This is a genomic window from Aeromicrobium sp. CFBP 8757 (assembly GCF_014841755.1).
Taxonomy (GTDB): Bacteria; Actinomycetota; Actinomycetes; order Propionibacteriales; family Nocardioidaceae; genus Aeromicrobium.
Map to the genome: position 1 here is coordinate 12,285 of NZ_JACYUM010000002.1, position 24,743 is coordinate 37,027.

Annotated in this window: 25 protein-coding genes and 2 tRNA genes; 9 read left to right on the forward strand and 18 right to left on the reverse strand. The window is 72.8% G+C overall.

Going from position 1 to position 24,743, the window contains the following annotated elements; all coding sequences use genetic code 11:
* Window positions 1-46: 46 nt before the first annotated feature.
* The 10 genes from IFT73_RS06950 to IFT73_RS06995 form a co-directional block, all read right to left on the reverse strand.
* A complete protein-coding gene (locus IFT73_RS06950; protein WP_192167012.1) occupies window positions 47-1,312 on the reverse strand; it encodes a hypothetical protein in 1,266 nt (421 codons plus the stop codon).
* Window positions 1,309-2,079, reverse strand: coding sequence for an ABC transporter ATP-binding protein (locus IFT73_RS06955; RefSeq protein WP_192167013.1), 771 nt, complete (start codon window positions 2,077-2,079; stop codon window positions 1,309-1,311). Before IFT73_RS06955 ends, IFT73_RS06950 begins: the two co-directional genes overlap by 4 nt.
* Window positions 2,080-2,088: 9 nt before the next feature.
* Window positions 2,089-2,571: a hypothetical protein gene (locus tag IFT73_RS06960; protein ID WP_192167014.1), complete on the reverse strand. Its 483-nt coding sequence runs from the start codon at window positions 2,569-2,571 to the stop codon at window positions 2,089-2,091.
* 201 nt (window positions 2,572-2,772) lie between these two features.
* A tRNA-Ala gene (locus IFT73_RS06965) sits at window positions 2,773-2,848 on the reverse strand.
* Window positions 2,849-2,917: 69 nt separating this feature from the next.
* Window positions 2,918-3,829, reverse strand: a complete 912-nt coding sequence (locus tag IFT73_RS06970; RefSeq protein ID WP_192167015.1) for a hypothetical protein — start codon at window positions 3,827-3,829, stop codon at window positions 2,918-2,920.
* Window positions 3,830-3,921: 92 nt separating this feature from the next.
* A complete protein-coding gene (locus IFT73_RS06975; protein WP_192167016.1) occupies window positions 3,922-4,524 on the reverse strand; it encodes a GNAT family N-acetyltransferase in 603 nt (200 codons plus the stop codon).
* A 10-nt stretch (window positions 4,525-4,534) separates the two neighbouring features.
* A complete protein-coding gene (locus tag IFT73_RS06980; RefSeq protein WP_192167017.1) occupies window positions 4,535-5,038 on the reverse strand; it encodes a molybdenum cofactor biosynthesis protein B in 504 nt (167 codons plus the stop codon).
* Complete coding sequence (gene moaC / locus IFT73_RS06985; protein ID WP_371811188.1) at window positions 5,035-5,508, reverse strand: cyclic pyranopterin monophosphate synthase MoaC; 474 nt, start codon at window positions 5,506-5,508, stop codon at window positions 5,035-5,037. The genes IFT73_RS06980 and moaC overlap by 4 nt, the downstream gene beginning before the upstream one ends.
* Before the next feature lie 25 nt (window positions 5,509-5,533).
* Window positions 5,534-7,102 (reverse strand): gephyrin-like molybdotransferase Glp, encoded by a 1,569-nt coding sequence (gene glp / locus IFT73_RS06990; protein WP_244633138.1) that lies wholly within the window; start codon window positions 7,100-7,102, stop codon window positions 5,534-5,536.
* A 5-nt stretch (window positions 7,103-7,107) separates the two neighbouring features.
* Window positions 7,108-8,448: a UTP--glucose-1-phosphate uridylyltransferase gene (locus IFT73_RS06995; RefSeq protein WP_056612468.1), complete on the reverse strand. Its 1,341-nt coding sequence runs from the start codon at window positions 8,446-8,448 to the stop codon at window positions 7,108-7,110.
* 73 nt (window positions 8,449-8,521) lie between these two features.
* Between IFT73_RS06995 and IFT73_RS07000 the strand changes: the two genes are divergently transcribed.
* Window positions 8,522-9,085, forward strand: coding sequence for a 5-formyltetrahydrofolate cyclo-ligase (locus tag IFT73_RS07000; RefSeq protein ID WP_192167018.1), 564 nt, complete (start codon window positions 8,522-8,524; stop codon window positions 9,083-9,085).
* A gap of 15 nt (window positions 9,086-9,100) precedes the next feature.
* On the opposite strand, the gene IFT73_RS07005 is transcribed toward IFT73_RS07000, so the two are convergent.
* From IFT73_RS07005 to IFT73_RS07015, 3 genes are read right to left on the reverse strand one after another with little or no spacing between them, the layout of a single operon-like run.
* Window positions 9,101-11,638: a penicillin acylase family protein gene (locus IFT73_RS07005; RefSeq protein WP_371811189.1), complete on the reverse strand. Its 2,538-nt coding sequence runs from the start codon at window positions 11,636-11,638 to the stop codon at window positions 9,101-9,103.
* Window positions 11,639-11,689: 51 nt separating this feature from the next.
* Window positions 11,690-12,721: a hemolysin family protein gene (locus IFT73_RS07010; RefSeq protein ID WP_192167019.1), complete on the reverse strand. Its 1,032-nt coding sequence runs from the start codon at window positions 12,719-12,721 to the stop codon at window positions 11,690-11,692.
* Window positions 12,714-14,084, reverse strand: coding sequence for a hemolysin family protein (locus IFT73_RS07015; RefSeq protein WP_192167020.1), 1,371 nt, complete (start codon window positions 14,082-14,084; stop codon window positions 12,714-12,716). Before IFT73_RS07015 ends, IFT73_RS07010 begins: the two co-directional genes overlap by 8 nt.
* Before the next feature lie 115 nt (window positions 14,085-14,199).
* Between IFT73_RS07015 and IFT73_RS07020 the strand changes: the two genes are divergently transcribed.
* From IFT73_RS07020 to mscL, 3 genes are all read left to right on the forward strand, one after another.
* Window positions 14,200-14,541 (forward strand): FmdB family zinc ribbon protein, encoded by a 342-nt coding sequence (locus tag IFT73_RS07020; RefSeq protein WP_192167021.1) that lies wholly within the window; start codon window positions 14,200-14,202, stop codon window positions 14,539-14,541.
* A gap of 76 nt (window positions 14,542-14,617) precedes the next feature.
* On the forward strand, window positions 14,618-15,223 hold the full coding sequence (locus tag IFT73_RS07025; RefSeq protein WP_192167022.1) for an SAF domain-containing protein: 606 nt from the start codon (window positions 14,618-14,620) through the stop codon (window positions 15,221-15,223).
* A 59-nt stretch (window positions 15,224-15,282) separates the two neighbouring features.
* Window positions 15,283-15,684, forward strand: coding sequence for a large conductance mechanosensitive channel protein MscL (gene mscL / locus IFT73_RS07030; protein WP_192167023.1), 402 nt, complete (start codon window positions 15,283-15,285; stop codon window positions 15,682-15,684).
* A 9-nt stretch (window positions 15,685-15,693) separates the two neighbouring features.
* On the opposite strand, the gene IFT73_RS07035 is transcribed toward mscL, so the two are convergent.
* The 4 genes from IFT73_RS07035 to IFT73_RS07050 form a co-directional block, all read right to left on the reverse strand.
* Window positions 15,694-15,870 (reverse strand): hypothetical protein, encoded by a 177-nt coding sequence (locus IFT73_RS07035; protein WP_157432733.1) that lies wholly within the window; start codon window positions 15,868-15,870, stop codon window positions 15,694-15,696.
* Window positions 15,851-16,756 (reverse strand): NAD-dependent epimerase/dehydratase family protein, encoded by a 906-nt coding sequence (locus tag IFT73_RS07040; RefSeq protein ID WP_371811190.1) that lies wholly within the window; start codon window positions 16,754-16,756, stop codon window positions 15,851-15,853. The genes IFT73_RS07035 and IFT73_RS07040 overlap by 20 nt, the downstream gene beginning before the upstream one ends.
* 147 nt (window positions 16,757-16,903) lie before the next feature.
* Window positions 16,904-17,680: an HAD-IIA family hydrolase gene (locus tag IFT73_RS07045; RefSeq protein ID WP_192167025.1), complete on the reverse strand. Its 777-nt coding sequence runs from the start codon at window positions 17,678-17,680 to the stop codon at window positions 16,904-16,906.
* A complete protein-coding gene (locus IFT73_RS07050) occupies window positions 17,677-18,624 on the reverse strand; it encodes a PHB depolymerase family esterase (RefSeq protein WP_192167026.1) in 948 nt (315 codons plus the stop codon). The genes IFT73_RS07045 and IFT73_RS07050 overlap by 4 nt, the downstream gene beginning before the upstream one ends.
* A gap of 94 nt (window positions 18,625-18,718) precedes the next feature.
* Between IFT73_RS07050 and IFT73_RS07055 the strand changes: the two genes are divergently transcribed.
* Window positions 18,719-18,795 (forward strand) — tRNA-Arg (locus tag IFT73_RS07055).
* An 8-nt stretch (window positions 18,796-18,803) separates the two neighbouring features.
* Here the strand turns inward: IFT73_RS07055 and IFT73_RS07060 are convergent.
* On the reverse strand, window positions 18,804-19,013 hold the full coding sequence (locus IFT73_RS07060; protein ID WP_192167027.1) for an ANTAR domain-containing protein: 210 nt from the start codon (window positions 19,011-19,013) through the stop codon (window positions 18,804-18,806).
* A gap of 271 nt (window positions 19,014-19,284) precedes the next feature.
* On the opposite strand from IFT73_RS07060, the gene IFT73_RS07065 reads away from it, so the two are divergent.
* Genes IFT73_RS07065 through IFT73_RS07080 form a run of 4 tightly spaced genes read left to right on the forward strand, consistent with a single transcriptional unit; the run spans window position 19,285 to window position 24,733 of the window.
* Entirely contained in the window at window positions 19,285-20,667 is a 1,383-nt protein-coding gene (locus IFT73_RS07065) for an aminotransferase class I/II-fold pyridoxal phosphate-dependent enzyme (protein ID WP_192167028.1), read from the forward strand.
* Window positions 20,668-20,669: 2 nt separating this feature from the next.
* Complete coding sequence (locus tag IFT73_RS07070; RefSeq protein WP_192167029.1) at window positions 20,670-22,988, forward strand: bifunctional diguanylate cyclase/phosphodiesterase; 2,319 nt, start codon at window positions 20,670-20,672, stop codon at window positions 22,986-22,988.
* Window positions 22,985-23,686 carry a hypothetical protein gene (locus tag IFT73_RS07075; protein WP_192167030.1) on the forward strand — a complete coding sequence of 234 codons (702 nt, stop codon included), beginning with the start codon at window positions 22,985-22,987 and terminating at the stop codon, window positions 23,684-23,686. The genes IFT73_RS07070 and IFT73_RS07075 overlap by 4 nt, the downstream gene beginning before the upstream one ends.
* Window positions 23,687-23,737: 51 nt before the next feature.
* Window positions 23,738-24,733 (forward strand): DNA topoisomerase IB, encoded by a 996-nt coding sequence (locus tag IFT73_RS07080; protein ID WP_192167031.1) that lies wholly within the window; start codon window positions 23,738-23,740, stop codon window positions 24,731-24,733.
* Window positions 24,734-24,743 lie beyond the last annotated feature (10 nt).

A 24,743-nucleotide genomic window follows, 5' to 3' on the forward strand; every position in this document is an offset into this window, starting at 1 on the left:
GTCGCAGGCACCACACCGTGCCGCCTGGCCCACAGCTCGAGCTCGATCACTCGACACCCGGCGGCAGGGCCACGGCGTCGACATCACACGACAGCAGCTGGCCGTACGTGCGACGGATCCAGTCGGCCTGGGCATCGGTCGCCTGCGACAGCCACCCGTGCCCCGGCTCGGCGGCGAAGGCGGCCAGCGGCTCGGCCCCCGTGCGCAGGAGGATCCACTGCTTTAGCAGCCGCTGCGCGTCGAAGAGGGCCTGCGGGGGCGGGGTCGAACCCGTGTACTGGGGACAGCTGGCGGGGGTCGTGAGGTACGCCGCCACCGGGGCCGGCGACGGCGACCGGTTGAGCGCGTCGGACTCGATGAACAGCGGACCGGCGTCACGGGGCAGGGCGCGCCCCGGCACCACCTGCTGGTACCGGTCGGCGAGCGGTACACCGATTCGCCGCAGCGGGCCGGCCGCGTCGTGCATCGCCTGCGCCAGCGGCTCGAGTCGGCGCGAGGTCTGCTCGGCCAGGCACACCCGGGGACGCTCGCCGCGGCACTCGTACGAGATGGCCGCCGAGGTGCGCTCGAGCCGGTCGGACGGAGCAAGACTCAGCACGACGTACGTCGCCGCGAAGCCGGTGGCGCCGAGGGTCAGCAGGAGGCGCGCGGCGCGAGGGCGGACCGGGCTGTCGGACAGGACCAGCGCTCCTGCGGCCGCGACGACCGCGAGCGCCAGGCCCGCCGCGACGACCAGGGCGAGGACGGGGTTCCAGGTCAGGCCCAGCAGGCTGCCGGTCGAGCCACCGACCCGCAGGTACGGCGGCACGGTGCCGCCGCTGGCCAGGTAGGTGCCGGCGAACACCACGACCACCGAGGTGGGGGCGGCGAAGAGGGCGGGGAGCGCCAGCCCGACGCCGGCGCCGACCGAGGCGCTGGCCAGCACCATCAGCAACGCCAGCGGGACGGTGCGCAGGTCGGGGAGCCCGCCGGCGCCCACGACCAGGTTCATCGCCAGGACGATCGCCAGACCCCCGAGCTGCACGGCGCAGCCGACCGCCGCGTTCGCCGCCGTCAACAGCACCGAGCTCAGTGCGCCGCGCGGCACGGACCGCAACAATCCGCGCACCCGGCTGCTGCGCCACGTCGACACGTCGAGGGCCGCACAGCCGGCGACGAGAGGGCCGAGCAGGATCGTGGCGCCGTTGGCCCAGTCGACCGACCAGTTCCACTCGCCCCACCACGGCGTTCCGCGGTAGAAGATCGCGTACAGCTCGGCGACCACCAGCACCGGAACGGCTGCGAACGCGGCCGACCGCCGCACCAGCGTCATGCCCGCCCACCGTGGCCGACCAGGTCGAGGAATCCACGCTCGAGGGCCGAGCCGTGGACGCCCTCGCCCGGCGCGACCCGCGCCGCGATCGCGCCGGCGTCACCGTCGAAGACGACCCTGCCGGCGTCGAGCACCAGGATGCGGTCGGCGAGGTAGCCGATGTCCTCGACGATGTGGCTCGCCAGGACGACGCTGCGCGTGCGCCCGATCTGCTCGATGAGGTCGCGCACCTCGGCCCGCTGGTGCGGGTCGAGCCCCGCCGTGGACTCGTCGAGCAGGACGATCGCGGGATCGGCCAGGAGCGCCTGGGCGATCGCGGCACGCCGCAGCATGCCGCCGGACAGCTCGCCCATGCGCGACCGGAGGCGGTCGTCCAGGCCCACCAGCGCACTGGCCCGGAGGACCGCCTCCTCGCGACGCGCCCGCGGGACGTCGCGCATCCACGCCATGTATTGCAGGAAGTCGCGCAGCGAGAACCGCCGCGGGAACTCGAGCTCCTGCGGCACCAGACCGATCCGCGAGACGGCGCCACGCCGCGTCGCGTGATCGTAGGGATCGCTCCCCCCGACCGACACCGACCCCTCGGACGGCACGCAGGTGCCGGCCGCGATGCCCAGCAGCGTCGACTTGCCGGCACCGTTGACCCCGAGGATGCCTGTGACACCCACGCCGATCCGCAGGTCGACCGAGGTCAGGGCCTGCAGCGATCCGTACCGGTGCCCGACGCCGCTGAACCGCAGCGGGACGTCGGGTGCGGGAGCGATCATCGACGACCCCTAGTACGAGAAGGAGCGGTAGACCCAGCTGGAGCACGGGTCGCCCGAGTAGGCCTGGTCCTCGCAGACGTGGATCGCCCCGCGGGACTGGCTGGCCTTGGCCGACAGTGCGTCGGACACCGTCTCGGAGACCCACTTGCCGGACGTCGTGCGGCCCGTCTCGTCGCCGCCGGCGTACACCCACTGCTCGCGGCAGCCGTCGGCGCCGCCCGAGCAGGCGTACTGGTAGAGGTAGAAGTCGGTGTCGACGTACACGCCGTTGCCGCCGGCCTTGTAGTCCTTGCGGGTCGTCGCGTTCTTGGCGGAGGAGCCGTTGGAGTTGTAGTAGTTGCCGTAGGCGGCGCCCTGCGTGGAGCCGCCCTCCTTGACCTTGAGCGGGTCGGACTGCGAGTACCACGTGGCCGCCATGGCGGGCTGGGCCACGGCCAGGAGCGCCACGGAACCTGCCGCGACGGCACCGATCCTGCGCGAGAGAGACATCATCTGATCACCTGTCTGTCGAGGGGTGTCCAGGGTGGACGGACCCCGATTGCTACGCAAGAGTAGCGACGGGGTCCGACGTCGTCCAGACCCTGACGGCGGCCTGTGGACGGCCGTCGAGGGTCCGATGGCGGTGGGCACGACGAAAAACGCGGCGCCCGGGTCGATGACCCGGGCGCCGCGTGGTGGTGCTGCTACTTCTGGTGGTGGAGCATAGGAGATTCGAACTCCTGACCTCTTCGATGCGAACGAAGCGCGCTACCAACTGCGCCAATGCCCCAGGGTCGTGCTGATCGTGCTGGTGGTTCGTGCTCCCGCGAGCGGGTGCTCCGCAACTTTATCAGGCGCGTCAGTGACCGACCGCGCGGCGGTGCTCACCGGTGTCGTCGGAACGCGACGGCAGCTCGACGTCCTCGCCCTCGATGTGCCCCGAGGTCCACGTGTGGGGCTGCGAGAAGTCGATCGTCCGCACCGTGCGACCCGCGCGCGGCTTGGTGACGTACGTCGGCAGCGTGACGGGCAGCGGGTCCCAGAGGGCCTCGCCCGCGGTGGAGACCGACGGGACGGCGATGACGATCTTGTCGTCGAGCGCGTCGGCCTCGAGGGCGACGTCCTCCATGACGTGCTTGCGACCCGGGTCGATGTCCTCGAACTGGCCGGACACGATGACGGTGTCCTCCTCGACGGCGGCGGACGACGAGGAGCGCTGGGCCTTGGCCCGCGGGGCCTTGACCTTGGGGGCCTTCGCGACGGCCGCGCCGGCCCGCTTGAGCCGGCCGAGCGAGAGGCGGGGCACCGAGATGCGACGCACGACCGAGCCGACGCGACCGGAGCCGGCGACGCCGCGCTCACGGCGCACCTGCACGCGGCAGGCCACGAGCCACGCCACGACGAGGGCGACGGGGGCCGCGATCCAGGGCAGGGCGATGACGCCGAAGCCGGCGACGCCGCCCACGACGACGGTCAGGGCCAGCAGGGTCAGCAGGGTCCGACGGCGGCGGGCCGCGGCCAGACGTGCCGCCGGGCGGTCGGCGCTGCGGGGTGCCGGACGCGTCGCGGCCGGCTCGGCGGCCACCGCGGCGGTCTCGGCCGCGGGTGCCTGCTGCTGGCGGGGACGGTTCACGACCCGGCTGAGCGATCCGGTGGTCTCGACCGACGCGTTCTTGCTGGCCTCGTCGTACCGGCGCAGCATGAGCGGGATGAAGTACGCCGCCCACACGACCACGACGAACGCGATGATCAGACCACTACTGGGAGCCACGATGGAAACGGTAGGCCGTCAGGGCCTCGTTGGGCCGCACGCGGGGCCGTGTGTCGCCTGAGAACTTGTGTGGCGGGTGGGACGGACCGGGATCAGGCGGTTCCGGCGGACGGGTCGAGCCGCGCGACGAGCCCCTCCGGCACGTCCTCGGCCAGGATCTGGAACACGCGGTGGTCGCGCCAGTGGCCCGCGATGTGCAGGTACGCCTTGGCGACGCCGACCTCGGTGAACCCCAGCTTCTCGACGACGCGCAGGCTCGCGGCGTTCTCGGGGCGGATCGAGATCTCGATGCGGTGCAGGCCGACGGTCTGCAGCAGGTGGTCGGAGACCAGCGCGACCGCGGTCGGCGTGACCCCACGGCCCGCGTGCGTCCGCGAGACCCAGTAGCCCATGCTGGCCCAGCGCGCCGACCCCCACGTGATGCCGTTGACCGTCAGCATGCCGACGACCTCGCCGTCCCACGTCACCGCGAACGGCATGACCTGGCCGAGCCGGGCGCGCCGGCGCAGCGAGCCGATCATGCCGACGTAGGACGTCGCGGCCGGCCCCGCCTCGCGCGGCAGCGTCGCCTCCCACGGTCCCAGCCAGTCGGCATTGGCGGCGCGCAGGCGCGACCAGGTGCGTGCGTCGCGGCGGCGCAGCGGACGCACGCCGACCGGACCACGGCCGAGCACGACCGGCCAGCCCTCGCTCACGCGGCACCGCTCATGACGAGCTGCCCGGGTGGTCGCCGCCCCGCAGCTGGTCGACCGCGTGGGGCAGGACGTGCGCGAGCACCGCGAGACCGTCCTTGACCCCGCCACGCGAGCCCGGCAGGTTGACCACGACCGCCGTGCCGGCGACGCCCGCGAGCCCGCGCGACAGCACCGCGGTCGGCACTCCCTTCGCGACGCCCGCGGCACGCAGGGCCTCGGCGACGCCCGGAAGCTCGCGGTCGAGGTGCGGGCGCGTGGCCTCGGGCGTGCGGTCTGTCGGGTTGATGCCGGTGCCCCCGGTCGTCACCACGGCCGCGACGCCCGATGCCAGGGCCTCGCCGATCGCGACGCCGACGGGATCGCCGTCGTGCACGACCACCGCGTCGTCGACCTCGAACCCCCACGAGCGCAGTGCCTCGACGATCAGGGGGCCGGTCTCGTCGGCGTACACGCCGTCGGCCGCCCGGTTGGAGGCCACGACGACGGCGGCCGAGGCGGGACGCGGGGACGTCATGGACGCCGCCAGTCGCCACTCTTGCCGCCGGACTTCGCGACGACCTCGATGTCGGTGATGCGGGCGAGCTTGTCGACGGCCTTGACCATGTCGACGACCGTCAGCGCGGCGACACCGACCGCGGTCAGGGCCTCCATCTCGACGCCGGTGCGGTCGGCCGTGCGGACCGTCGCCTCGATGCGGACGCCGTCGTCGTCGACCTCGAGGTCGACCTCGACCCCGCCGATCGCGAGGGGGTGGCACAACGGGATCAGGTCGGGCGTGCGCTTGGTGGCCATGATGCCGGCGATGCGGGCGACCGCCAGCGCGTCGCCCTTCGGCACGCCCTCGCCGCGCAGCAGGGCGACGACCTCGGCGCTGACGTCGACCCGTCCGCGCGCCGTGGCGGTGCGCGCCGTGACGGCCTTGGCGGTGACGTCGACCATGCGGGCCGCACCCGTCTCGTCGACGTGCGTCAGACGGTCGGCCACGACGGTCCCGTCGTCCGGTGCGCCATCAGAACGGCCGGTCGAGCACGAGCGTGCGCACCGTGTCGCCGAGGTTGAGGGCCGTCTGGTCCTCGCCGACGATGATCAGCGCGTTGGCCTGGGCCAGCGTGCCGATCATGTGCGAGCCGGCACCCGTCAGCGGCGTGACCTTGGCCCCGCGGTGGGTGACCTCGAAGACCGCACGGACGTACTGGCGCACACCGGGCCGCGACTGCAGATCGGCGGCGAGGACCGCGTGCACCATCGGCCTGCGGTAGGGCGTGCGACCCATCATGCGACGGATCGCGGGGAGCACGAAGACCTCGAACGAGACGTAGGCCGACACGGCGTTGCCGGGCAGCGTGATGATCGGCGTCTGCTCGTCGAAGACCTTGCCGAAGCCCTGCGGCTTGCCGGGCTGCATCGCGACCTCGACGAAGTCGACCGTGCCGAGCGCCGAGAGCGTCTGCTTGACGACGTCGTGGTCGCCCTTGCTGATGCCGCCGCTGGTGACGACGAGGTCGGCGCGCACGAGCTGCTCGGACAGGACCTTCTGGAACGTGCGCGGGTTGTCGTCGACCGCGCCGACGCGGTAGCAGATCGCGCCGGCCTCGCGGACCGCCGCGGCCAGCATGTAGCTGTTGCCGTCGTTGATCGAGTCGTAGTCGAGATGCGTGCCGGGCTCGCGCAGCTCGCTGCCCGTCGAGATGACGACGACGCGCGGCCGGGGGCGGGCCTTGACCCGCGGGGCGCCCAGCGCCGCGAGCAAACCGATCTCGCGGGGGCCGAGGACCGTGCCCTCGGCCAGCACGGTGTCACCGGCGCGGACGTCGTCGCCCTTGGGCCGGATGCGCTGGCCGACCTCGGTCGGCGCGTGGATCTGCACCCGCGCGTTGCCGCGGTCGGTCTGCTCGTACGGCACGACGGAGTCGGCGCCCCGCGGGATCGGCGCACCCGTCATGATCTTGACCGCGGTGCCCGCGCTGATCGCGAACGGACGCGCCGAGCCCGCCGAGATCTCGCCGACGACCGGCAGCGTGACGGGACGCTCGCGTGACGCCGAGGCGACGTCCTCGGCGCGCACGGCGTAACCGTCCATCGCGGAGTTGTCGAACAACGGGAGGTCCATCGGGGCGACGAACGCCTCGTGCAGCGGCAGGCCCAGCGACTCGACGAGCGGCTGGTCGTACGCGCTGAGGGGGCCGATGCCGCGCAGGATCTTCTCGAGGTGGTCCTCGACCGTCAGGAGGCCGTCGGGGATGCTCGCGGCGCGCAGGCGGGGCTGGCCGGTGGCCGGACGGGCGGGCGGCGGCGTGAGCTGGTCGCCGGACGGGGCCGGCGGCGTCGTGGGCCGGGGGGCCTCGACCGGCTCGGCCGGGGCTCGCGGGGTCGTGGGCGACTCCGGAGGCGTGGGCTCGGGCCGGGCCGTGCCCTCGACCGCAGGCGTGCGCTCGGGCTCGACGGGCCCGGCGGTGAGCCGCGTCGGCTGCGTCAGCTCCTCGTCGGCGGCCGTGCTGGGGGGCGTCTGCGCGGGAGCGTCCGGACCGATCGGCAGCATCTCCTGCTCCGATCCCGGGCCCGTCTCTCCTGTCGACATGTCGATCAGCCTAACGTCGACGCCACAGCCACGGTCCGGGCCTCGCCCGTGTCGTCGAGCGTGGCGTCGCCGCGCACCACCACGTCGGGCTCGAACGTCCAGTCGCCGCGCACCGTCAGCGAGCGCGCCTCGGCCAGCGACGGCGGGCTCGGGAGGCGGGCGTCGAAGTCGCCGATCGTGGTGAAGTAGCGCCGGTCGAGGTCGACCAGCGGCACGGCGTCGACCTGGGCCCGGACGCGGAAGTCGTCGCCGACCCCGTAGACGTCGGAGCGCAGCAGCAGCAGGTCGTTGGTGGTCTTGACCGGCAGGAAGCGCGACCGGTCGACCTCGATCGCGGTCGCACCGTCGAACACCTCGACCGCGGCACCCATCGCCGACTCGATCTGGATGACCTTGGTCGACGTGGGGTCGGTGGGATCGACGGTCTTGCTGTTGCGGATCAGCGGCAGGCCCAGCACGCCGTCGCGCTCCTCGAGCGTCCGCTTGAGGACCCGCAGGTCGAACCACAGGTTGTTGGTGTGGAAGTAGCGGTGACGCTCGGGGTCGGCGGCCGCCGCGGCGTCCTCGTCGGGCGTCTGGGCCGTCTCGCGCAGCACGAGCCGCCCGTCGTCCTTGCGGACGACGATGTGCCCGCCCTTGACGTCGGCGGGCGTGCGCCGGCACACCTCGGCGGCGTACGGCGCGCCGGAGGCCGCGAACCAGCCCATCATGCGGGCGTCGGGCGCGGCGCCCAGGTTGTCGGCATTCGAGACCGTCGCGTAGCGGTAGCCCCCCTCGAGCAGGGCGTCGAGGATGCCCGACACCTCGAGGGCCGTGTACAGGTCGCCGTGCCCCGGCGGGCACCACTCGAGGGTCGGATCGGCCGGCCAGTCGACCGGTGTCAGGTCGTCGGCGCGCAGCTTGGGCTCGCGGTTCTGGACGAAGTCGATCGGCAGGCCGTCGACCGCGAGGTCGTCGTACCGGGCGAGGGCGGCCAGCGTGTCGTCGCGGGTGCGGAAGCTGTTCATGAACAGCAGCGGCAGCGGGACGTCGAGCTCGGCACGCATCGCGCGCACCTGGCCCGCGATGACGTCGAGGAACGTCAGGTCGGCGCGGACGGGCAGCAGCGTCTTGGCCCGGTCGAGGCCCATCGACGTGCCGAGGCCGCCGTTGAGCTTGATCACGGCGGTGACGGCCGCGGCCTCGCGGCACTGCTCGTCGCTGAGCTCGATCTCGTCGGCGCGGTCGATGTCGACCAAGGGCTCGACGTCGGCCTCGGGGATCATCCCCGTGGCGCCCTGCTCGAGTCGGTCGTAGAACGACGAGAAGACGTCGATCGCGCGTTGCGGGACGTCCCCGTCCCTCATCCGCTGCTGCGCCTGCTCCAGACCGCCCACGAGCTCTCCCTCTGTCGTCGGAGCCCTAGGCTAACGTCAGGTCGTGACCAAGGCACGGCAACGGGACGAGCTGCTGGCCCGGCGCCGCGCACGGACGCTCCCGCAGCGCGCCGAGGCGGCCGAGGCCATCGCCCAGCACGTGCTCGCGGTGCCGCTCGTCGCCCGCGCCCGGCGCCTCGCCTGCTACCTGTCGATGCCGTCCGAGCCGGGCACCGGCCCGCTCGTCGCGGCCCTGCACGACCGGGGGGTCGAGGTCGTCGTGCCGGTCAGCCGGCCCGACCGCACGCTCGACTGGGTGCTGCTCGAGCCGGGCACCGGCACGACGGTCTCGCCGCTCGGCATCCCCGAACCGGCCGGACGACCACTCGGCGCCGACGCGCTCGCGTCGTGCTCGGTCGTGATCGTCCCGGCGCTCTCAGTCGACCATGCGGGCCACCGTCTCGGGCGGGGTGCGGGCTACTACGACCGCGCCCTCGTCGACGTCGCCGCCCCGGTGTGCGCGCTGGTGTTCGCCGACGAGCTGCTGCCCGTCGTGCCGCACGAGCCGCACGACGTGCCGGTGCAGATGGCCGTCACGCCGTCGGGCCTGTTCCGCGTCCCGGGCTGAGCCCGCCCGGCGCGGTCACGGCACGGGCGTGAGGGTCAGCGTGTCGTCCGTCGCCTCGTCGACCGCCTCGCGGCTGAACGCCCACGGCAGCGTCCGCCCCGCGCGCCACGTGTCCTGCTGGTCGACGTAGTGCTCGTGGAACGCGTGCCCCGAGGCGCCGGTCAGGTTGATCCAGCGCGAGCGGTCGAGGTCGTCGAGGTCGACGACCATCCGCATCGACGGGACCGCCGTGACCTCGTAGCCCTTCGCGGCGTCCCAGCTCGTCGCGTCGACGATGCCGTTGCCGCCGCCGATCTTGTAGGGCCCTCGGTTGAACAGCCGGTCGACGAGACCGACGCCCGAGTCGCCGAGCGTCGGGTTGACCAGCTCGAGCCGGTGCATCGTGCCCCAGCGCCACTCCCCCGGGTCGCGGGACTGGATCATCGTCAGCTCGTCGCGGGCGTCGCGCATCGCGTCGGCCAGCACCTGGTCGCGGGTCTCGCGGACGCCGGGCGTCGTGACGTCGTCCCACCACCGGCTCGCCGGACGGTCGAGCAGGCGGTCGACGACCGCGAACCACCGCTCGCCCCCGTCGGGCCACTGCCCCTCGGGCAGCTCGTCATGGAACGTGCGGGCGAGCAGGTGGCGCCACACCGACGCGAAGTAGGCCGCACCGGGCGAGTCGGCGTCCTGCATGAAGTCCCACTTCGCGAGGACCTCCTGCCCCTGCGAGTAGTACGTCGTGTCGAGCGGCACCGTGAGCAGCTCGGGCACGAGCCGTGCGGCGTTGGCGTTGTACGTGTCGGTCTGCAGGCGCGCCATGTCGTCGACCGTCAGGCCCTCGCCCGTCGACGCCGATCGTCCCGAGATCAGGTCGCGGATGCGCTCGGACCGGTAGCCGGCGGCGGTGTCGGCCCCGAGGTTGACGGGGTACTGGTCGCCGATGACCTTGTTGTTGGCCGTCACGACGAACCCCTCGTCGGGGTTGTAGACCGTCGGCAGCTGGTCGAACGGCACCGAGCCGGACCACTCGTACGCGGGGTCCCAGCCCGGCACGGGCCACCGCCCGTCGCCCGTCGTGCGGATCGGGATCGTGCCGGGCGACTGGTAGCCGATGTTGCCGTCGACGTCGGCGTAGACCAGGTTCTGCGACGGCACCGTGAACTGCTTGGCGGCGACGCGGAACTGCTCCCAGTCCTGCGCGCGGCCGAGCGAGAAGACCGCCCTGATCGTGGGCTTCGGGTCGAGCGCGGTCCAGCGCAGCGCGACCTCGTACGACGTGCCGGCGGCGGTGCCGGCCGCCGCGTCCTGCGCCCGGCGGGTGGTCGCGACGTCGGCGGCGTCGTCGTCGAGGTCGGACAGGATCGGGCCGTGCCGCGTCGAGCGGACCGTGATGGTCTCGGGCTCGCCGCCCGCCACCTCGAACGTCTCCTCCCGGGTCTCGAGCGGCACCTGCTGGCCGGCGTACTCGTACGTGTCGCCCGTGACGCGCTCGACGTAGAGGTCGGCGACGTCGGCGTACATCGTCGTGACGCCCCAGGCGATCTTCGCGTTGTGGCCGACCACGACGCCCGGCAGGCCCGAGAACGAGAAGCCCGAGACGTCGTAGGGGCAGGCCTCGTCGACGGTGCGGCAGTGCAGGCCGACCTGGTACCAGATGCCGGGCATCGACGGCGCCAGGTGCGGGTCGTTGGCCAGCATCGGCCGGCCAGTCGCGGTCCTGTCGCCGCTGACGACCCATGAGTTCGAGCCGATGCCGTCGCCCGTGCCGAGCAGCGCGGGCAGCGCCTCGGCGCCGTCGCGGGCGGCCTCGAGGGCCGCGACCGCCGTGCGCGCCAGACCCGTCGTCGACGGGCCCCGTCCGGAGGTGAACGACCCGTCGACGACGGTGCCCTCGTCGCCCACGATCGTCGCGTGCCCCTTCGGGTAGTCGGGGTAGAGCTCCTCGACCTGGTCGACCGTGAGCTTCTCGGTCGACAGCACGCGGTCGATCTCGTCGGTCATGTTGCTGCGCAGGTCCCACGCCATCGCCTTGATCCAGGCCAGCGAGTCGACCGCCGTCCAGCGCTCGGGCCGGTAGCTCGGGCCCGTCAGCCCCAGGACCGCGTACTCGAGCGACAGCTCGGCGCTCGACCGGCCGTCGATGTAGCGGTTGACGCCCCGGGCGTAGGCGTTGACGAGCCGCAAGGTGTCGTCGTCGAGCAGCGCCAGCTCCTGCTCCGCGACACGGCGCCACCCCAGCGTCCGCACGTACTTGTCGGTGTCGAGCGCGGCGTCGCCCACGAGCTCGGCCAGTCGACCGGCCGTCACGTGGCGGCGGAAGTCCATCTCGTAGAAGCGGTCCTGCGCGTGGACGTAGCCCTGCGCGAGGAACAGGTCCTCGGGGGTGTCGGCGTAGATCTGCGGGACGCCCCTGCCGTCCCGCTGGACCGTCACGTCGCCCTTCAGGGCCGAGATCTGCACCTCGCCGGTCGTGTCGGGGAACGAGCGGCGCACCGTGACGAACGAGAACACCGCCACGCCGAGGACCACGAGCGCGAGCAGACCAGCGATGACCATCCCGATGCGACGCACCGGGACATTCTCACCCACGTGCGCCCCACCGGCCACATCGCCGGGACGTCGTCAGCGGGCGCTGCGGATCTCGCCCACGAGCTCCTCGAGCACGTCCTCGAGCATGATGACGCCCGTCACGCGGCCCGACGCGTCGGCGACCCGCGCCATGTGCGAGCCCCGCGACTGCATCGAGCGCAGCGCCTCGTACAGGCCCGACCCGGCGGCTACGGTCGCCAGCGGCCTGACCCACTTGTCGGCGATCGTCTCGCGACGCGACGTCTCGTCGGTCTCGAGGACGTCCTTGATGTGGAGGTAGCCCGCCAGGTCGCCGCCGGCGTCGGTCACGGGGAACCGCGAGAAGCCCGTGTCGGCGCACGCGCGCTCGACGTCGATCGGCGTCGCGTCGGGCCTGATCGTCACGAGGCCCTCCAGCGACAGCAGCACGCGGTCGACGGTGCCGTCGGAGAAGTCGAGCGCCCCGGAGACCAGCCCGTACTCGTCCTCGTCGAGCAGGCCCTCGCGGCGCGACTCCTCGACCAGGCCCGCGACCTCGTCGTGCGAGTACGTCGACGACACCTCGTCGACGGGCTGCACCCGGAACGACCGGACGATGAGGTTGGCGGCACCGTTCAGCAGGACGACGAACGGCTTGAGCACCAGGACGACGCCCAGCATGAACGGTCCCAGCACCAGGGCGGCCCGGTCGGGTCCGACCAGGGCGAGGTTCTTGGGCACCATCTCGCCCAGCACGACGTGCGCGCCGACGACCAGCGTCATCGCGATGACGAACGAGAGGGGGTGCACGAGCCCCTCGGGGACGTTCGCGGCCTCGAACGCCGGCTCCATCAGGTGCGCGATCGCGGGCTCGCCGACCGCTCCCAGCCCCAGCGAGCAGATCGTGATGCCGAGCTGCGCCGCGGCCATGACCTGCGTGATGTTCTCGATCGCCCGCATCGCCATGCGGGCCGGCCGCGAGCCGGCCGCGATGCGCGGCTCGAGCTGCGTGCGCCGGGCCGAGATCAGCGCGAACTCCGACGCCACGAACAGGGCGTTGAGCGCCAGCAGCACGAGCGTCAGCAGCACTCCGTACCAGTCACTCATGCGGCCCCTCCCCCACCGTGGTGACGGCGTCGACCGTCAGCGAGACGCGGTCGATGCGGCGTCCCTCGAGCCGCTCGACCGTCAGGGTCACGACCAGCGGCTCGGGATCGTCCTCGTCGTCCTCGGGGGTGCGGTCGAGCGACAGCGTCACGACGTCGCCCCGCTCGGCGAGCCGGCCGAGCTCGGCGTTCACGAGACCCGCGATGGTCTCGTAGTTCTCGCTCTCGGGCAGCGCCACGCCCGTCTGCTCCTCGACCTCGTCGGGTCGCAGCAGGCCTGACAGCGACCACGTGCCGTCGCGGCGGTGACGGCTGCGGGACGACAGCCGGTCGTGCTCGTCGGCGATGTCGCCGACGATCTCCTCGACGAGGTCCTCGAGCGTCACGATGCCGTCGGTGCCGCCGTACTCGTCGGCCACGATCGCCATCTGCATGCCCTGGTCGCGCAGCACCAGCAGCAGGGGGTCGAGCTCGATGCTGTCGGGCACCGTCGTCGCGGGATCGAGCAGGTCGGTGACGCGGACCGAGCGGCGACGGGCGACGTCGACCCCGACGGCCCGCTTGACGTGCACGATGCCGAGCACGTCGTCGGGCGTGCGGCCGATCACCGGGAAGCGCGAGTGGCCCGTCTGCCGGGCGGCCTCGATGACATCGTGAGCCGTGCTGCGTCCTTCGAGGAAGTGCACGCGCACGCGCGGGGTGCGGACGTCCGCGGCCGTGCGGTCGCCGAACGCGATGCTGCGGGCCACGAGGTCGGCGGTCTCGTCGTCGATCGCGCCCTCGACGGCCGAGCGCAGCACCAGCGAGCGCAGCTCGACGGGCGAGCGCGCCGACCGCAGCTCCTCCTGCGGCTCGACGCCCAGGGTCCGCAGGATCGAGTTGGCCATGCCGTTGAGCACGCGGATGGGCCACGCCATGGCCTTGGTGAACGCACGCTGCGGCAGCTGGGTCAGGGCGGCGGTGCGCTGCGGGAGCGCCAGCGCGAAGTTCTTCGGGACGAGCTCGCCGACCAGCATCGTCACGACCGTGCTGACGACGAGCGCGATGCCGTACGCGACCCCCCGCTGGGCCCCGCCCTCGAGACCCGCCGCCGAGAGCGGGTCGCGCAGCAGGGTGCCGATCGCCGGCTCGGCCAGGTAGCCGATCGCGAGGTTGGTGATCGTGATGCCCAGCTGCGCGCCGCTGAGCTGCGTCGACAGCGAGCGCAGGGCCACCAGGGTTCCCTGGGCGCCCCGGTCGCCGGCCTCGGCGTCGCGCTCGATCGTGGCGCGGTCGACCGTGACGAACGAGAACTCGGCGGCGACGAACACGCCGCACGCGAGCATCAGCACGAAGGAGGCGCCGAGCAGCAGCCACTCGGTCATCGACGCGCTCCGGGGGCGCGAGGTCCGGGAGGGATGGTTCCGGGAGGGAAGGGATCGGTCACGGTGCGCGCAACTGTACCCTTGGGACGCACCATCGACCGAGCGGGAGCAAGACGTGCCGAAGTACCAGTACCAGTGCAAGGACTGCGGAGAAGCGCTGGAGGTCCAGCAGAGCTTCACCGACGACGCGCTGACCGTCTGCCCGACCTGCGGCGGCGACCTGCGCAAGGTCTTCGGCGCCGTCGGCGTGGTGTTCAAGGGCTCCGGCTTCTACAAGACCGACAGCCGCTCCGCCTCCGGCGCATCCGGCTCGTCGTCGTCGACGTCGTCCTCCGCCTCGTCGTCGAGCGCCTCGTCGTCGGGCTCGTCCTCGTCCTCCGACGCCTCGTCGTCGGGCTCGAGCGCGTCGTCCGCCGGCAAGCCCGCCCCCAAGAGCGGCTCCGACTCCGCCGCCTGATCTCCGGCCCCGTCCCCGGCCCCGGCCTGTGGACGGACGCGAGCGCCCGACGGCGCACGGTTCCTAGAGTCCGGGCATGGACCGCATCGGGCACCTGATCGACGACCACCGCCGCCTGATCGCCGCCGCGTGCGCGGCGCTGGCCGTCCTGGCCGGCCTCTCCTCGCTGCGGCAGGCACCCCGCACCCAGCCCGTGCTCGTCGCCCGGCACGACCTCGCGAGCGGCCACGTCGTCACGGCCGAGGACGTCCGCGTCGCGTCCGTGCCGCGCGGCGCCGCCCCCGATCACGTGCTGCCCCGCGGCGACGCCGTCGGACGCCGGGTGGCCGGCCCCATGCGGGCCGGCGAGCCGCTGACCGACGTGCGCCTCGTCCGCCCGGGCGCCCTCGAGGGCTACGGGCCGGGTGCGGTCTACACCACGATCCGCGTCGACGAGGCGGACGCCACCGCGATCGGCGTCGGCGACCGCGTCGACGTCGTGGGGGTCGACCCGGGCGGAGAGACGCCGGCCGAGGTCGTCGCGCGCGGCGTCGAGGTCGTCACGCTGCCGGGTGGCGACGCGGTGTCGGCCCGTGCCGACGCGGTCGCGTCCCTCGGCGTCGTCACGACCGAGGCGGGGGCCCTGGCGCTCGCCCGGGCCGGGCTGTCGTCGCGGCTGAGCGTCATCACCTCCTCCGGCTAGAAGGTCCGACCGGTCGTCGCTAGTGTCGAGTCACCACACCCGACACCCCAGGGGGACACATGCTCAAGGGATTCAAGGACTTCCTGCTCCGCGGCAACATCGTCGACCTCGCGGTCGCCGTCGTCATCGGCACCGCGTTCACGACGCTCGTCGGAGCCTTCGGCTCCTCGTTCATCGACCCGCTGCTCGGGCTCGTCGGGGGCGGCGGACCCGAGGGCATGACGGTCACGGTCGACGGCCAGAACTTCCTGTTCGGCGCGTTCATCACGGCGCTGATCACCTTCACGATCACGGCCGCCGTGGTCTACTTCGCGATCGTCGTGCCGATGAAGACCGTGCAGGAGCGGCTCGCCCGCGGCAAGGAGGAGGCGCCGGTCGCGGTTCCCGAGGACATCCAGCTGCTGCGCGAGATCCGCGACGCCCTCGCGGCCCAGCGTCCGGGCGGCCCGACGCAGATCTAGGGGGCCGGCTCAGCCGTGGTGCGGGGGCACGTCGCGCAGCAGCTCGTCGTCGCGCGACGTGCTCCCCCGCTCGCCCCAGCCCTCGTCGGTCTCGTCCGACGTCGTGCGGGGCATCAGCTCGCCGAGCCGCTCGGCGGCGCGGCGACGGCGCTCGCGCTCGGCGCGGTCAGGCCCGGACGAGGTCATCGAACCACTCCGGGGTGAGCTTCGGGTGGCTCGGGTACCAGCCCGTGCGGTCGGAGAACAGCTGCGAGCTGACCCGCTGCGAGCGCACCAGGATCTCGAGCTTCTCGGCCCCGAGCCGCAGGATCCACGGCGGCAGGAAGTGACCGCCTCCCTTGCGCCCGGCCGCGAGGGCGATCGTGTCGACGTAGTCGCGTCGCTGCACGGGCTCGGCCCCCACGTTGTAGACGCCGCCGGGCGCGGTCAGCGCGTGGGCGACGGCCGTCCCGACGTCGGCGGGATGGATCACGTGCATCCACGACATCTCGTCGCCGAGACCGATCGAGCGACCGGCCCTGGCCCGGCGGAACAGCCACGCCGTGTTCGGGTCGTCGCCCGTGATCAGGCCGAAGCGCAGGCTGACCGACGTGCCACCGTCCGCGGCGAAGGCCTGCAGGTGGTCCTCGGCGACCACGACGGGCTCGGTCGCGCGGGTCACGTCGACGGGGCTGTGCTCGTCGATCCACTCGTCGCCGTGGTCGGCGTAGATGAAGCTCAGGCTCTGCTGGACGATGCGCCCGACGTCGGCGCGACGGGCGGCGTCGGCGACGATCCGCGAGCCGTGCTGACGGATGCGGTCGATCTTCTTGAGCGAGCCCGGGCGCAGGGCCCCCGAGCCGACCGGCACCTTGGTCGCCAGGTTCGCGACGGCGTCGCAGCCCTGCATGCCGGCGGTCATCGCGGGCCGGTCGAAGATGTCGCCGAGGCACGGCTCGGCGCCGGCCGCGCGGATCAGCTCGGCGGTCTCGCGCGTGCGGGCCAGACCGACGACGTCGTGGCCGGATCGGTGCAGTGCGTCGATGGACGATCGGCCCATCACTCCGCTCGCACCCGTGAGGAAAATCTTCACGATTCACTCCCTGGTGGGCTCCCCCGGCATGTGCTGCCCGGGCGTCCGCGTCGGGCCCGGTGGGATCGTCGGCAGATTACGAAACGATAACAAACCCCGCGACACGGGCGTTACCGTCAGGTAACAACGAGCCGCACGCGGCCCCGGTCAGGTGACGAGCGGCACGACGTCGGCGATCGAGGCGAACACCTCGGTCGGCCGGAACGGGAAGCGCTCGACGGCATCGGCGGGCGTCGAGCCCGTCAGCACCAGGAACGTCCGCAGACCCGCCTCGAGGCCCGACAGGACGTCGGTGTCCATGCGGTCGCCGATCATGACGGTCGTCTCGGAGTGCCCCTCGATCTGGTTGAGGGCGCTGCGCATCATGAGCGGGTTGGGCTTGCCGACGAAGTACGGCTCGACGCCCGTCGCCTTGGTGATCAGTGCCGCGACCGACCCGGTCGCCGGCAGCGACCCCGCGGGCGACGGACCCGTCGCATCGGGGTTCGTCGCGATGAACCGGGCCCCGCGCTCGATCAGCTGGATCGCCCGGGTGATGGCCTCGAACGAGTACGTGCGCGTCTCGCCCAGCACGACGTACTCGGGATCCTGGGTCGTCATGACGTACCCGACGTTGTGCAGCGCCGTCGTCAGGCCGGCCTCGCCGATGACGTACGCGGTGCCGTCGGGTCGCTGCTCGGACAGGAACTTCGCGGTCGCGAGCGCCGAGGTCCAGATCGCCGACTCGGGCAGGTCGATGCCGGCCGCGCGCAGCCGGGCGCACAGGTCGCGCGGCGTGAAGATCGAGTTGTTGGTCAGCACGAGGAACTTGCGGCCCGTGTCGCGCAGCCGGGCGATGAACTCGGCGGCACCCGGGATCGCCTGCTCCTCGTGGACGAGCACGCCGTCCATGTCGGTCAGCCATGTCTCAATCGGCTTGGTCATGACCGGGCTCCGGGGTGACGCTCGAAGAACGACCACAGCAGCGCCGTCGCGTCGACCGGGCTGTCCTGGGTGCGCGAGACCTTGCCGGGCGACATCGGCCCGCCGCCGGGCCAGCCGTGGACGCCGCCGACGACGGCGTAGATGTCGACGTCGGTGCCGCCCTTGCACGAGCGCCACGCGAAGTGGTGAACGGAGTCGTCGGCCGTCGTGAACGCCCCGGAGGCCGGGCAGCGACCCCGCGTCGCCCACTGCGACATCGTGTCGTTGACGGGCGGGAGGCGACCGATCACGGTGTCGGCCCCCTCGTAGGGGACCGTCGTGTCGGCGGTGCCGTGGAAGTAGATGATCGACGACGGGGGTGCGTCGTCGCACCGCGCCTCGTAGTACGGACCCGAGACGGCCGCGTAGGCGGCGAACGGGGTCGTGCCGTCGCACGCCAGCGCCAGGGTCAGGGCCGAGCCGTTGGAGAAGCCCGCCGCGAACAGGCGCGACGCGTCGGTGCAGGCGGTGCGCTGGACCTGTCCGACCAGGTCGTGCACGAACGCCAGGTCGGACGACGGATCGGTGGCCGGCTTGCGGAAGCTCCAGTGCGCGGGCTCGCCACGACCGAGCGGCACCACGAGGATCGTGCCGTCGGCGTCGGCCCGGTCGGCCATCCCCGTCGCCGCCAGGACCGTGGCCGGATCGCCGCCGAGGCCGTGGAACATCAGGACGACCGGGGCGCGGGTCGTGCCGTCGTAGCCGGGCGGCACGTGCAGCAGGTAGCTGCGCTCACGACCGCCGGACTCGATCGTCCGGGTCGTCGTGCCGGACGGCAGGGGGCGTGCCTCGGCGCACGGCGCCGGGGCGGGACGCGGCTCGGGCGTCGCGCCGCTGGCCCCGTAGAGGACGATCCCGGCCGCCGCCATCGCGAGGACCGCGCCGCCCACGAGCAGTCGCCTCATCGCGCGCGCTCCGCGCGTGAGGGGGTGATCGGACGGCAGGACACAAGGGCGATCGTATGCGGTCGGACCCCGACTCGATAACCTGACTCCGCAGGCCCCCGTAGCTCAGTCGGATAGAGCGACCGCCTCCTAAGCGGTAGGCCACAGGTTCGATTCCTGTCGGGGGCACCACCGGATCGTCAGGCCGTGGCGCGCAGCAGCCCGTCGACGTCCGCGCCGCGTCCGCCCGCCAGCGCGGCACACACACCCGTGGCGACGTCCGCGACCGTCACGCTGCGACGGTCCGACTCCCACACCAGCAGGCCCAGGGCCGTCTCCGACGTGACGTCGTGCTCGGCCATCAGCAGGGACTGGGCCTGCAGGATGGTCGCCATGCTCGAGGTGGTCATGCGTGATCCGTTCGTCTGCGTGGTCGCGCCGCTGGTGGGAGGAAGGAGGCGCCGTCGGCGCGTACCCGCGGCGGCCCGCGGCAAACCCGCCGGATCCCGGGACCGGGCCGGCAGGACCAACGTCCTGAGCGATACACCACAGGGCTGGCCGGGACCTTTGACCTCCGCGCGGGGATACCCTGAGGGGAGACGGCACGGATGACCGGGGCGGGGCCGTCCACGGCGACATCGCGCACCGTCCGCCACTCACCTCTTCGAACGGCGGCCCCACGTGCACGACTTCGCGGTCCAGGATCGGCAGGTCCTGGGCGACCTGGCCGAGTGGATCGTCGACCGACGCACCAAGCCGGCCCCGTTGCGCCCCGGACGCACCGGGACGCTGCCGGCCGTCACGCCGCACGGCATCGGCATCCAGGCGACGTGGGCGGCCCTGCGCGACCTGCTGCTGCCGACGTCGTTCCCGACCGACCATCCCCGCTACCTCGCATTCGTCGGTGGGGCGCCGACGCCCGCCTCGATCATCGCCGACGCCGCGATGTCCGCCGCGGCGGTGTACGGCGGCACCGAGCTCGAGGCCGGTGACGTCGTGGCGGCCGAGCGGGTCGCGATGCGCTGGCTGTGCGACGTCGTGGGCTACCCCGAGCAGGCGCACGGCGTCTTCGTCAGCGGCGGCTCGCTGGCCAACCTGAGCGCCCTCGTCGCGGCCCGTCACGGCCTGCACGCGCCCGACGGCGGGCCGCCCGGCGTCATCGTCGCGAGCGCCGAGGCCCACTCGTCGATCAGGGCCGCCGCCGCGATCATGGGATGCCGCGTCGTGACGGCCGGATCACCCGACCAGCCGCTCGACGGCGAGCAGCTGACCCGGGTGCTCGACTCGCTCGACACCCGCGACGTCGTGGCCGTCGTGGCCAACGCCGGCGCCACGAACACCGGCGCGGTCGACCGCCTCGACGACATCGCCGACTGCTGCGAGGTGCGCGGCATCTGGCTCCACGTCGACGCCGCCTACGGTGGCGCCGCGATGCTGGCCCGCTCCCGTCGCGACGACTTCGAGGGGATCCAGCGCGCCGACTCGATCACGATCGACCCCCACAAGTGGCTGTTCACGCCGTTCGACTGCGCCGCCGTGCTCTACCTCGACCCCGACGGCGCCCGCGCCGCCCACCAGCAGCGCGCCGACTACCTCGAGGTCGTGGCCGAGGAGGCGGACGACAACCCGGCCGACTACGCCGCCCACCTGACCCGCCGGGCCCGCGGCGTGCCGGTGTGGGCGTCGCTGGTCGCCAACGGCACCGACGCGTACGTCGACGCGGTCGAGCAGTGCCTGACGACCGCCGGCTACGCCGCCAAGCAGGTCGACGCCCGTCCGTACCTCGAGCTCGCGACGGAACCGCACCTCTCGGTCGTGCTGTTCCGTCGGCGCGGCTGGCTGCCGGGCGACTACGCCCGGTGGTCGGCTCAGGCGCACGCCCGTGGCATCGGTCTCGTGACCCCCACGCGGTTCGGCGGCGAGACCACGTTGCGCCTGTGCTTCGTCAACCCCCGCACGACGGTCGAGGACGTCGACCTGATCCTCGACAGCCTCGAGCCGGACGCACCCAGCACGTGGCAGCCCTCGGTCCGGCACCCGAACGACCCCGGGCGAGGGCGGTAGGCATGGCCCCCGAGCGTTCCGGCACGTCCACGTCCGCCGCGCCCACGACGGCGGCCCGATGGGCCCGGGCCCAGTCCTTCGTCGCCCCGCTGCCGTGGGTCGTCGTCGCGACCGGGCTGCTGGTCAACCGGGTCGTGCAGTGGCTGGGTGGCGGCGCGACGCCCACGATCCTGCTGGCCACGCTGTCGCTGTTCTTCCCGCTGCTGCTGCTCCGGCTCGCGCTGGCCGCCTACCTGCAGCCCGATCGGCGCCTCGCGCTGCTCGTCCTCCTCGCGGCCATCACGTGCTGGGGCCTCGGGTCGATCTCGGTCAACGCGACGCTCGACCAGGGCAAGGCCGAGTTCCCGGCCGACGGCGAGTGGCTGTTCATGCTGTCGTACCTCGGCATGGCGGGGTACCTCATGCGCGACGTCGACCGACGCCCGTCCCGGCCGACCCGCGCGTGGCTCGACATCGTCATCGTGTGCGGCGGCACCGCGTGCCTGGCCTGCCTCCTGCTCGTGACGCCCGTCCGGGTGATGTCGCACCAGGACGGCGTGCCGCTGCTGCTCGCCCTCATCTACCCGCTGGCCGACCTGATCCTGGCCCTCGTCGTGCTGGGCCAGTCGCTTCTGCAGATCCGCTTCGACCGCCGCGCCTCGTGGATGCTCGGCGCGGGATTCATGCTGCTCGCGATCGCCGACTCGGGGTTCGCGCTGCTCAGCTCGGCCAGCACCTACGACTTCAGCGGGCTGCGGTACGCGCTGTGGGGCGGGGCGTTCCTGCTGCTCGTCGCGGCCGCCTGCCGCCCGCGGCTGACCGTCATCAGGGCCATGCCGCGCCCGGCGGGCACCCCGATCCTCGTCGGCGCGGGGCTCGTGGCCCTGGCCGTCCTCGCGATCCGCCCCGACGACACCATCGCGACGTACATGCTGCCGCCCGCGATCCTGACGCTCGGCGCCGTCGCCGCCCGCATGGCCCTGGCGCTGCGCGACGCCAACCGCGCCAACGAGGCCTTCGCCCTGTCCGAGACCGACGACCTCACGAAGCTGCCGAACCGGCGCGCCGTCCGTGCCTGGCTCGCCAACGACCTCGAGGGCGGACGACCCATGTCGCTGATGCTGCTCGACCTCGACGGCTTCAAGGAGATCAACGACTCCCTCGGGCACCGGGCCGGCGACACGGTCCTCACGATGGTCGCCGTGCGCATCAGCGAGGCCGTGGGGCCGCGCGTCCGGGTCGCGCGGCTGGGCGGCGACGAGTTCGCGATCGTGGTCGACAACGTCGACGAGATCGAGCTGATGGAGACGGCGCACCACGTGCTCGCCGAGCTCGCCAAGCCCCTGCTCGTCGAGGGCATCGAGATCGCCCCGTCGGCGTCGATCGGCGTCACGGTCGCCCGGGGCGCGACGATCGACGGCAGCGAGGCCCTGCGGCGCGCCGACGTGGCGATGTACCAGGCCAAGAGCTCGGGCCTCGGTGCCGCGCTGTACGACGCCCAGCTCGACGAGTTCTCGCGGTCGCGCCTGCAGCTCGCCGAGGAGCTGCGCAAGGGCATCTCGGACGGCCAGATCGAGGTCTGGTACCAGCCGCAGCTCGACGCGACCACGATGCAGGCCTCGGGGCTCGAGGCCCTCGTGCGCTGGCGCCACCCCCACCAGGGCGTGATCAGCCCCGTGTCGTTCCTGCCGGCGGCCCGCCGTGCCGGGCTGATGGCGCAGCTGTCCGAGGTCGTCGCGCGGCAGGCCGTGGCCGACATGATCGCCTTCCGGCGCGACGACATCGACCTGACGATCGCGATCAACTGCGCTCCCCCCGAGCTGCTCGGCCCGAGCTTCCTGCCGATGCTGTACGCGCTGGTCGAGCGCGAGGACGTCCCGGTCGACCAGCTGGTCCTCGAGGTCACGGAGGACTCGTTCCTGGCCGATCCGCAGCACACCCGCGACGTCCTGCTGACCCTGCGGGACCACGGCGTGCAGGTGTCGATCGACGACTACGGCACGGGCTTCTCGTCACTGGCCTACCTGCGCAACCTGCCCGTCCAGGAGCTCAAGATCGACCGCGCCCTGATCGGCAACGTCGCGACCGATCCCCGCAGCCGCATGATCGTGGCCTCGACGATCCAGCTCGCCCACGCCCTCGGCATGCGTATCGTCGCCGAGGGCGTCGAGAACGCCGCCGACCTCGCCGAGCTCGTCGCGATGGGCATCGACACCGTCCAGGGCTACCACCTCGCGCGTCCCATGCCCGCCGACGAGCTGGCCCTCTGGGCCAAGGGGCGCGCCCTCCTCGACCAATCGAACGAGCTCCCGCAGCACGATGACAGAGAAGAGTCCCGATGACCGCCGCACCCCTGCGTTTCGTGTTCGACCCGACCGGCGCCGAGCTCGACGCCGCCCGCGCCTGCGAGGCGGACGTCTTCCTCGAGACGTACGGCAACACCTCCGAGCAGTTCGCCGACGAGTACGGGCCGTACGACGACTCCACCGGCTTCATGACGGTGCTCGAGGGCGACGGCCACGCCGTCGCGACCGCCCGGTTCATCGCGCCCGGACCCGCGGGCCTCAAGACGCTCAACGACATCGGCCGCGCGCCCTGGGAGGTCGACGGCGAGCGGTCGGCGCGATCGGCCGGCGTCGACATCGACCGCACGTGGGACATCGCGACGATCGCGGTGCGCCGCGGCGAGGGACGCGGCGGGCTGTGCGCCGCGGCGCTCTACCACGGCATCATCACGGCGTCGTACGCCAACGACGTCGACTTCATCGTCATGATCATGGACGCCCACGCGCGACGACTGCTGTCGAGCCTCAGCATGCAGACCCAGACCCTGCCGGGCACCTTCACCGCCGAGTACCTCGGCTCGCCCGAGAGCACGCCCCTGTGGGGCCACATCCACCGCGCCATGGAGCAGCAGCGCCAGGAGAGCCCCGACGCGTACCGGCTGATCTTCCAGGGCATCGGTCTCGACGGGATCGCGCTGCCGACCGACTGGACGTGGCACCGGCGCGGGGTCGCCGAGTCGGCCGGTTCCCGCTAGCGTCCTGCACGACGTGCCGAGCCGTCGCGGTGGCCCTAGCGTGGACGGACCATGGTTCGCCTCCGTCGCACGTCCGCCAGCCAGCCCGGCTGGAGCCGCATCCGTCACGGCCGGGGCTTCCGCTACCTCGACCACGACGGCAACGCCCTCGAGCCCGCACAGGTCGAGCGCTGCAAGCTGCTGGTCATCCCACCGGCGTGGACCGAGGTGTGGATCTGCTCGGTCGACAACGGCCACCTGCAGGCCGTCGGGACCGATGACGCCGGACGCCGCCAGTACCTGTACCACCCGGGGTGGCGCGAGCGCCGCGACTCGGAGAAGTTCGAGCGCATGGAGGGCTTCGCCGAGTCGCTGCTGACGCACCGGCCGCGGGCCCGTCGCGACCTCTCGGGCGACGCGCTCGACCTGCGACGGGTCGCCGCCGCGACGTTCAGCCTGCTCGACCTCGGCATGTTCCGCATCGGGTCCGTCCGCTACGTCGAGGAGAACGGCAGCTTCGGACTGACGACGCTGCAGAAGCAGCACGTGAACCCCTCCGGCGACGGGCTGGCGTTCTCGTACGCCGCCAAGTCCGGGCAGGAGGTGCAGGTCACGGTGCGCGACGAGCGCGTGCAGACGGTCCTCGAGACGCTGCGTCGGCGCCGCGGCGGCAGCGACCAGCTGCTGGCCTACAAGGTCGGACGCACGTGGAAGGACCTCGACGCGAGCGACGTCAACGCGTACGTCAAGGACGTGCTCGCGGGCGACTACTCGGCCAAGGACTTCCGCACGTGGCGGGGCACCACGATCGCCGCCCTCGCGCTCGCCGGGGCCGACGCCTCGACCGCGACGAAGCGCAAGCGCACCGTCGCCGCCGCGATGCGCGAGGTGTCCGAGCACCTCGGCAACACCCCCGCGGTCGCCCGATCGTCGTACGTCGACCCGCGCGTCGTCGACCTGTTCGAGCACGGCGTCACGGTCTCGCCCGACCACCGGCGCGTCAAGCCCGGCGCCCCCACGAGCCGCACGCTCGAGCGCGAGGTGCTGGACCTGCTCGGCCGGGCCTGACCGCCGCCCT

What these genes read in the sequence shown, in the direction of transcription:
- IFT73_RS06950 (WP_192167012.1), bottom strand. Translation starts at nt 1,312, where the DNA reads ATGACGCTGGTGCGGCGGTCGGCCGCGTTCGCAGCCGTTCCGGTGCTG.
- IFT73_RS06955 (WP_192167013.1), bottom strand. Translation starts at nt 2,079, where the DNA reads ATGATCGCTCCCGCACCCGACGTCCCGCTGCGGTTCAGCGGCGTCGGG.
- IFT73_RS06960 (WP_192167014.1), bottom strand. Translation starts at nt 2,571, where the DNA reads ATGATGTCTCTCTCGCGCAGGATCGGTGCCGTCGCGGCAGGTTCCGTG.
- IFT73_RS06980 (WP_192167017.1), bottom strand. Translation starts at nt 5,038, where the DNA reads ATGACGTCCCCGCGTCCCGCCTCGGCCGCCGTCGTCGTGGCCTCCAAC.
- glp (WP_244633138.1), bottom strand. Translation starts at nt 7,102, where the DNA reads ATGTCGACAGGAGAGACGGGCCCGGGATCGGAGCAGGAGATGCTGCCG.
- IFT73_RS06995 (WP_056612468.1), bottom strand. Translation starts at nt 8,448, where the DNA reads ATGAGGGACGGGGACGTCCCGCAACGCGCGATCGACGTCTTCTCGTCG.
- IFT73_RS07010 (WP_192167019.1), bottom strand. Translation starts at nt 12,721, where the DNA reads ATGAGTGACTGGTACGGAGTGCTGCTGACGCTCGTGCTGCTGGCGCTC.
- IFT73_RS07015 (WP_192167020.1), bottom strand. Translation starts at nt 14,084, where the DNA reads ATGACCGAGTGGCTGCTGCTCGGCGCCTCCTTCGTGCTGATGCTCGCG.
- IFT73_RS07025 (WP_192167022.1), top strand. Translation starts at nt 14,618, where the DNA reads ATGGACCGCATCGGGCACCTGATCGACGACCACCGCCGCCTGATCGCC.
- mscL (WP_192167023.1), top strand. Translation starts at nt 15,283, where the DNA reads ATGCTCAAGGGATTCAAGGACTTCCTGCTCCGCGGCAACATCGTCGAC.
- IFT73_RS07035 (WP_157432733.1), bottom strand. Translation starts at nt 15,870, where the DNA reads ATGACCTCGTCCGGGCCTGACCGCGCCGAGCGCGAGCGCCGTCGCCGC.
- IFT73_RS07045 (WP_192167025.1), bottom strand. Translation starts at nt 17,680, where the DNA reads ATGACCAAGCCGATTGAGACATGGCTGACCGACATGGACGGCGTGCTC.
- IFT73_RS07050 (WP_192167026.1), bottom strand. Translation starts at nt 18,624, where the DNA reads ATGAGGCGACTGCTCGTGGGCGGCGCGGTCCTCGCGATGGCGGCGGCC.
- IFT73_RS07060 (WP_192167027.1), bottom strand. Translation starts at nt 19,013, where the DNA reads ATGACCACCTCGAGCATGGCGACCATCCTGCAGGCCCAGTCCCTGCTG.
- IFT73_RS07070 (WP_192167029.1), top strand. Translation starts at nt 20,670, where the DNA reads ATGGCCCCCGAGCGTTCCGGCACGTCCACGTCCGCCGCGCCCACGACG.
- IFT73_RS07075 (WP_192167030.1), top strand. Translation starts at nt 22,985, where the DNA reads ATGACCGCCGCACCCCTGCGTTTCGTGTTCGACCCGACCGGCGCCGAG.
- IFT73_RS07080 (WP_192167031.1), top strand. Translation starts at nt 23,738, where the DNA reads ATGGTTCGCCTCCGTCGCACGTCCGCCAGCCAGCCCGGCTGGAGCCGC.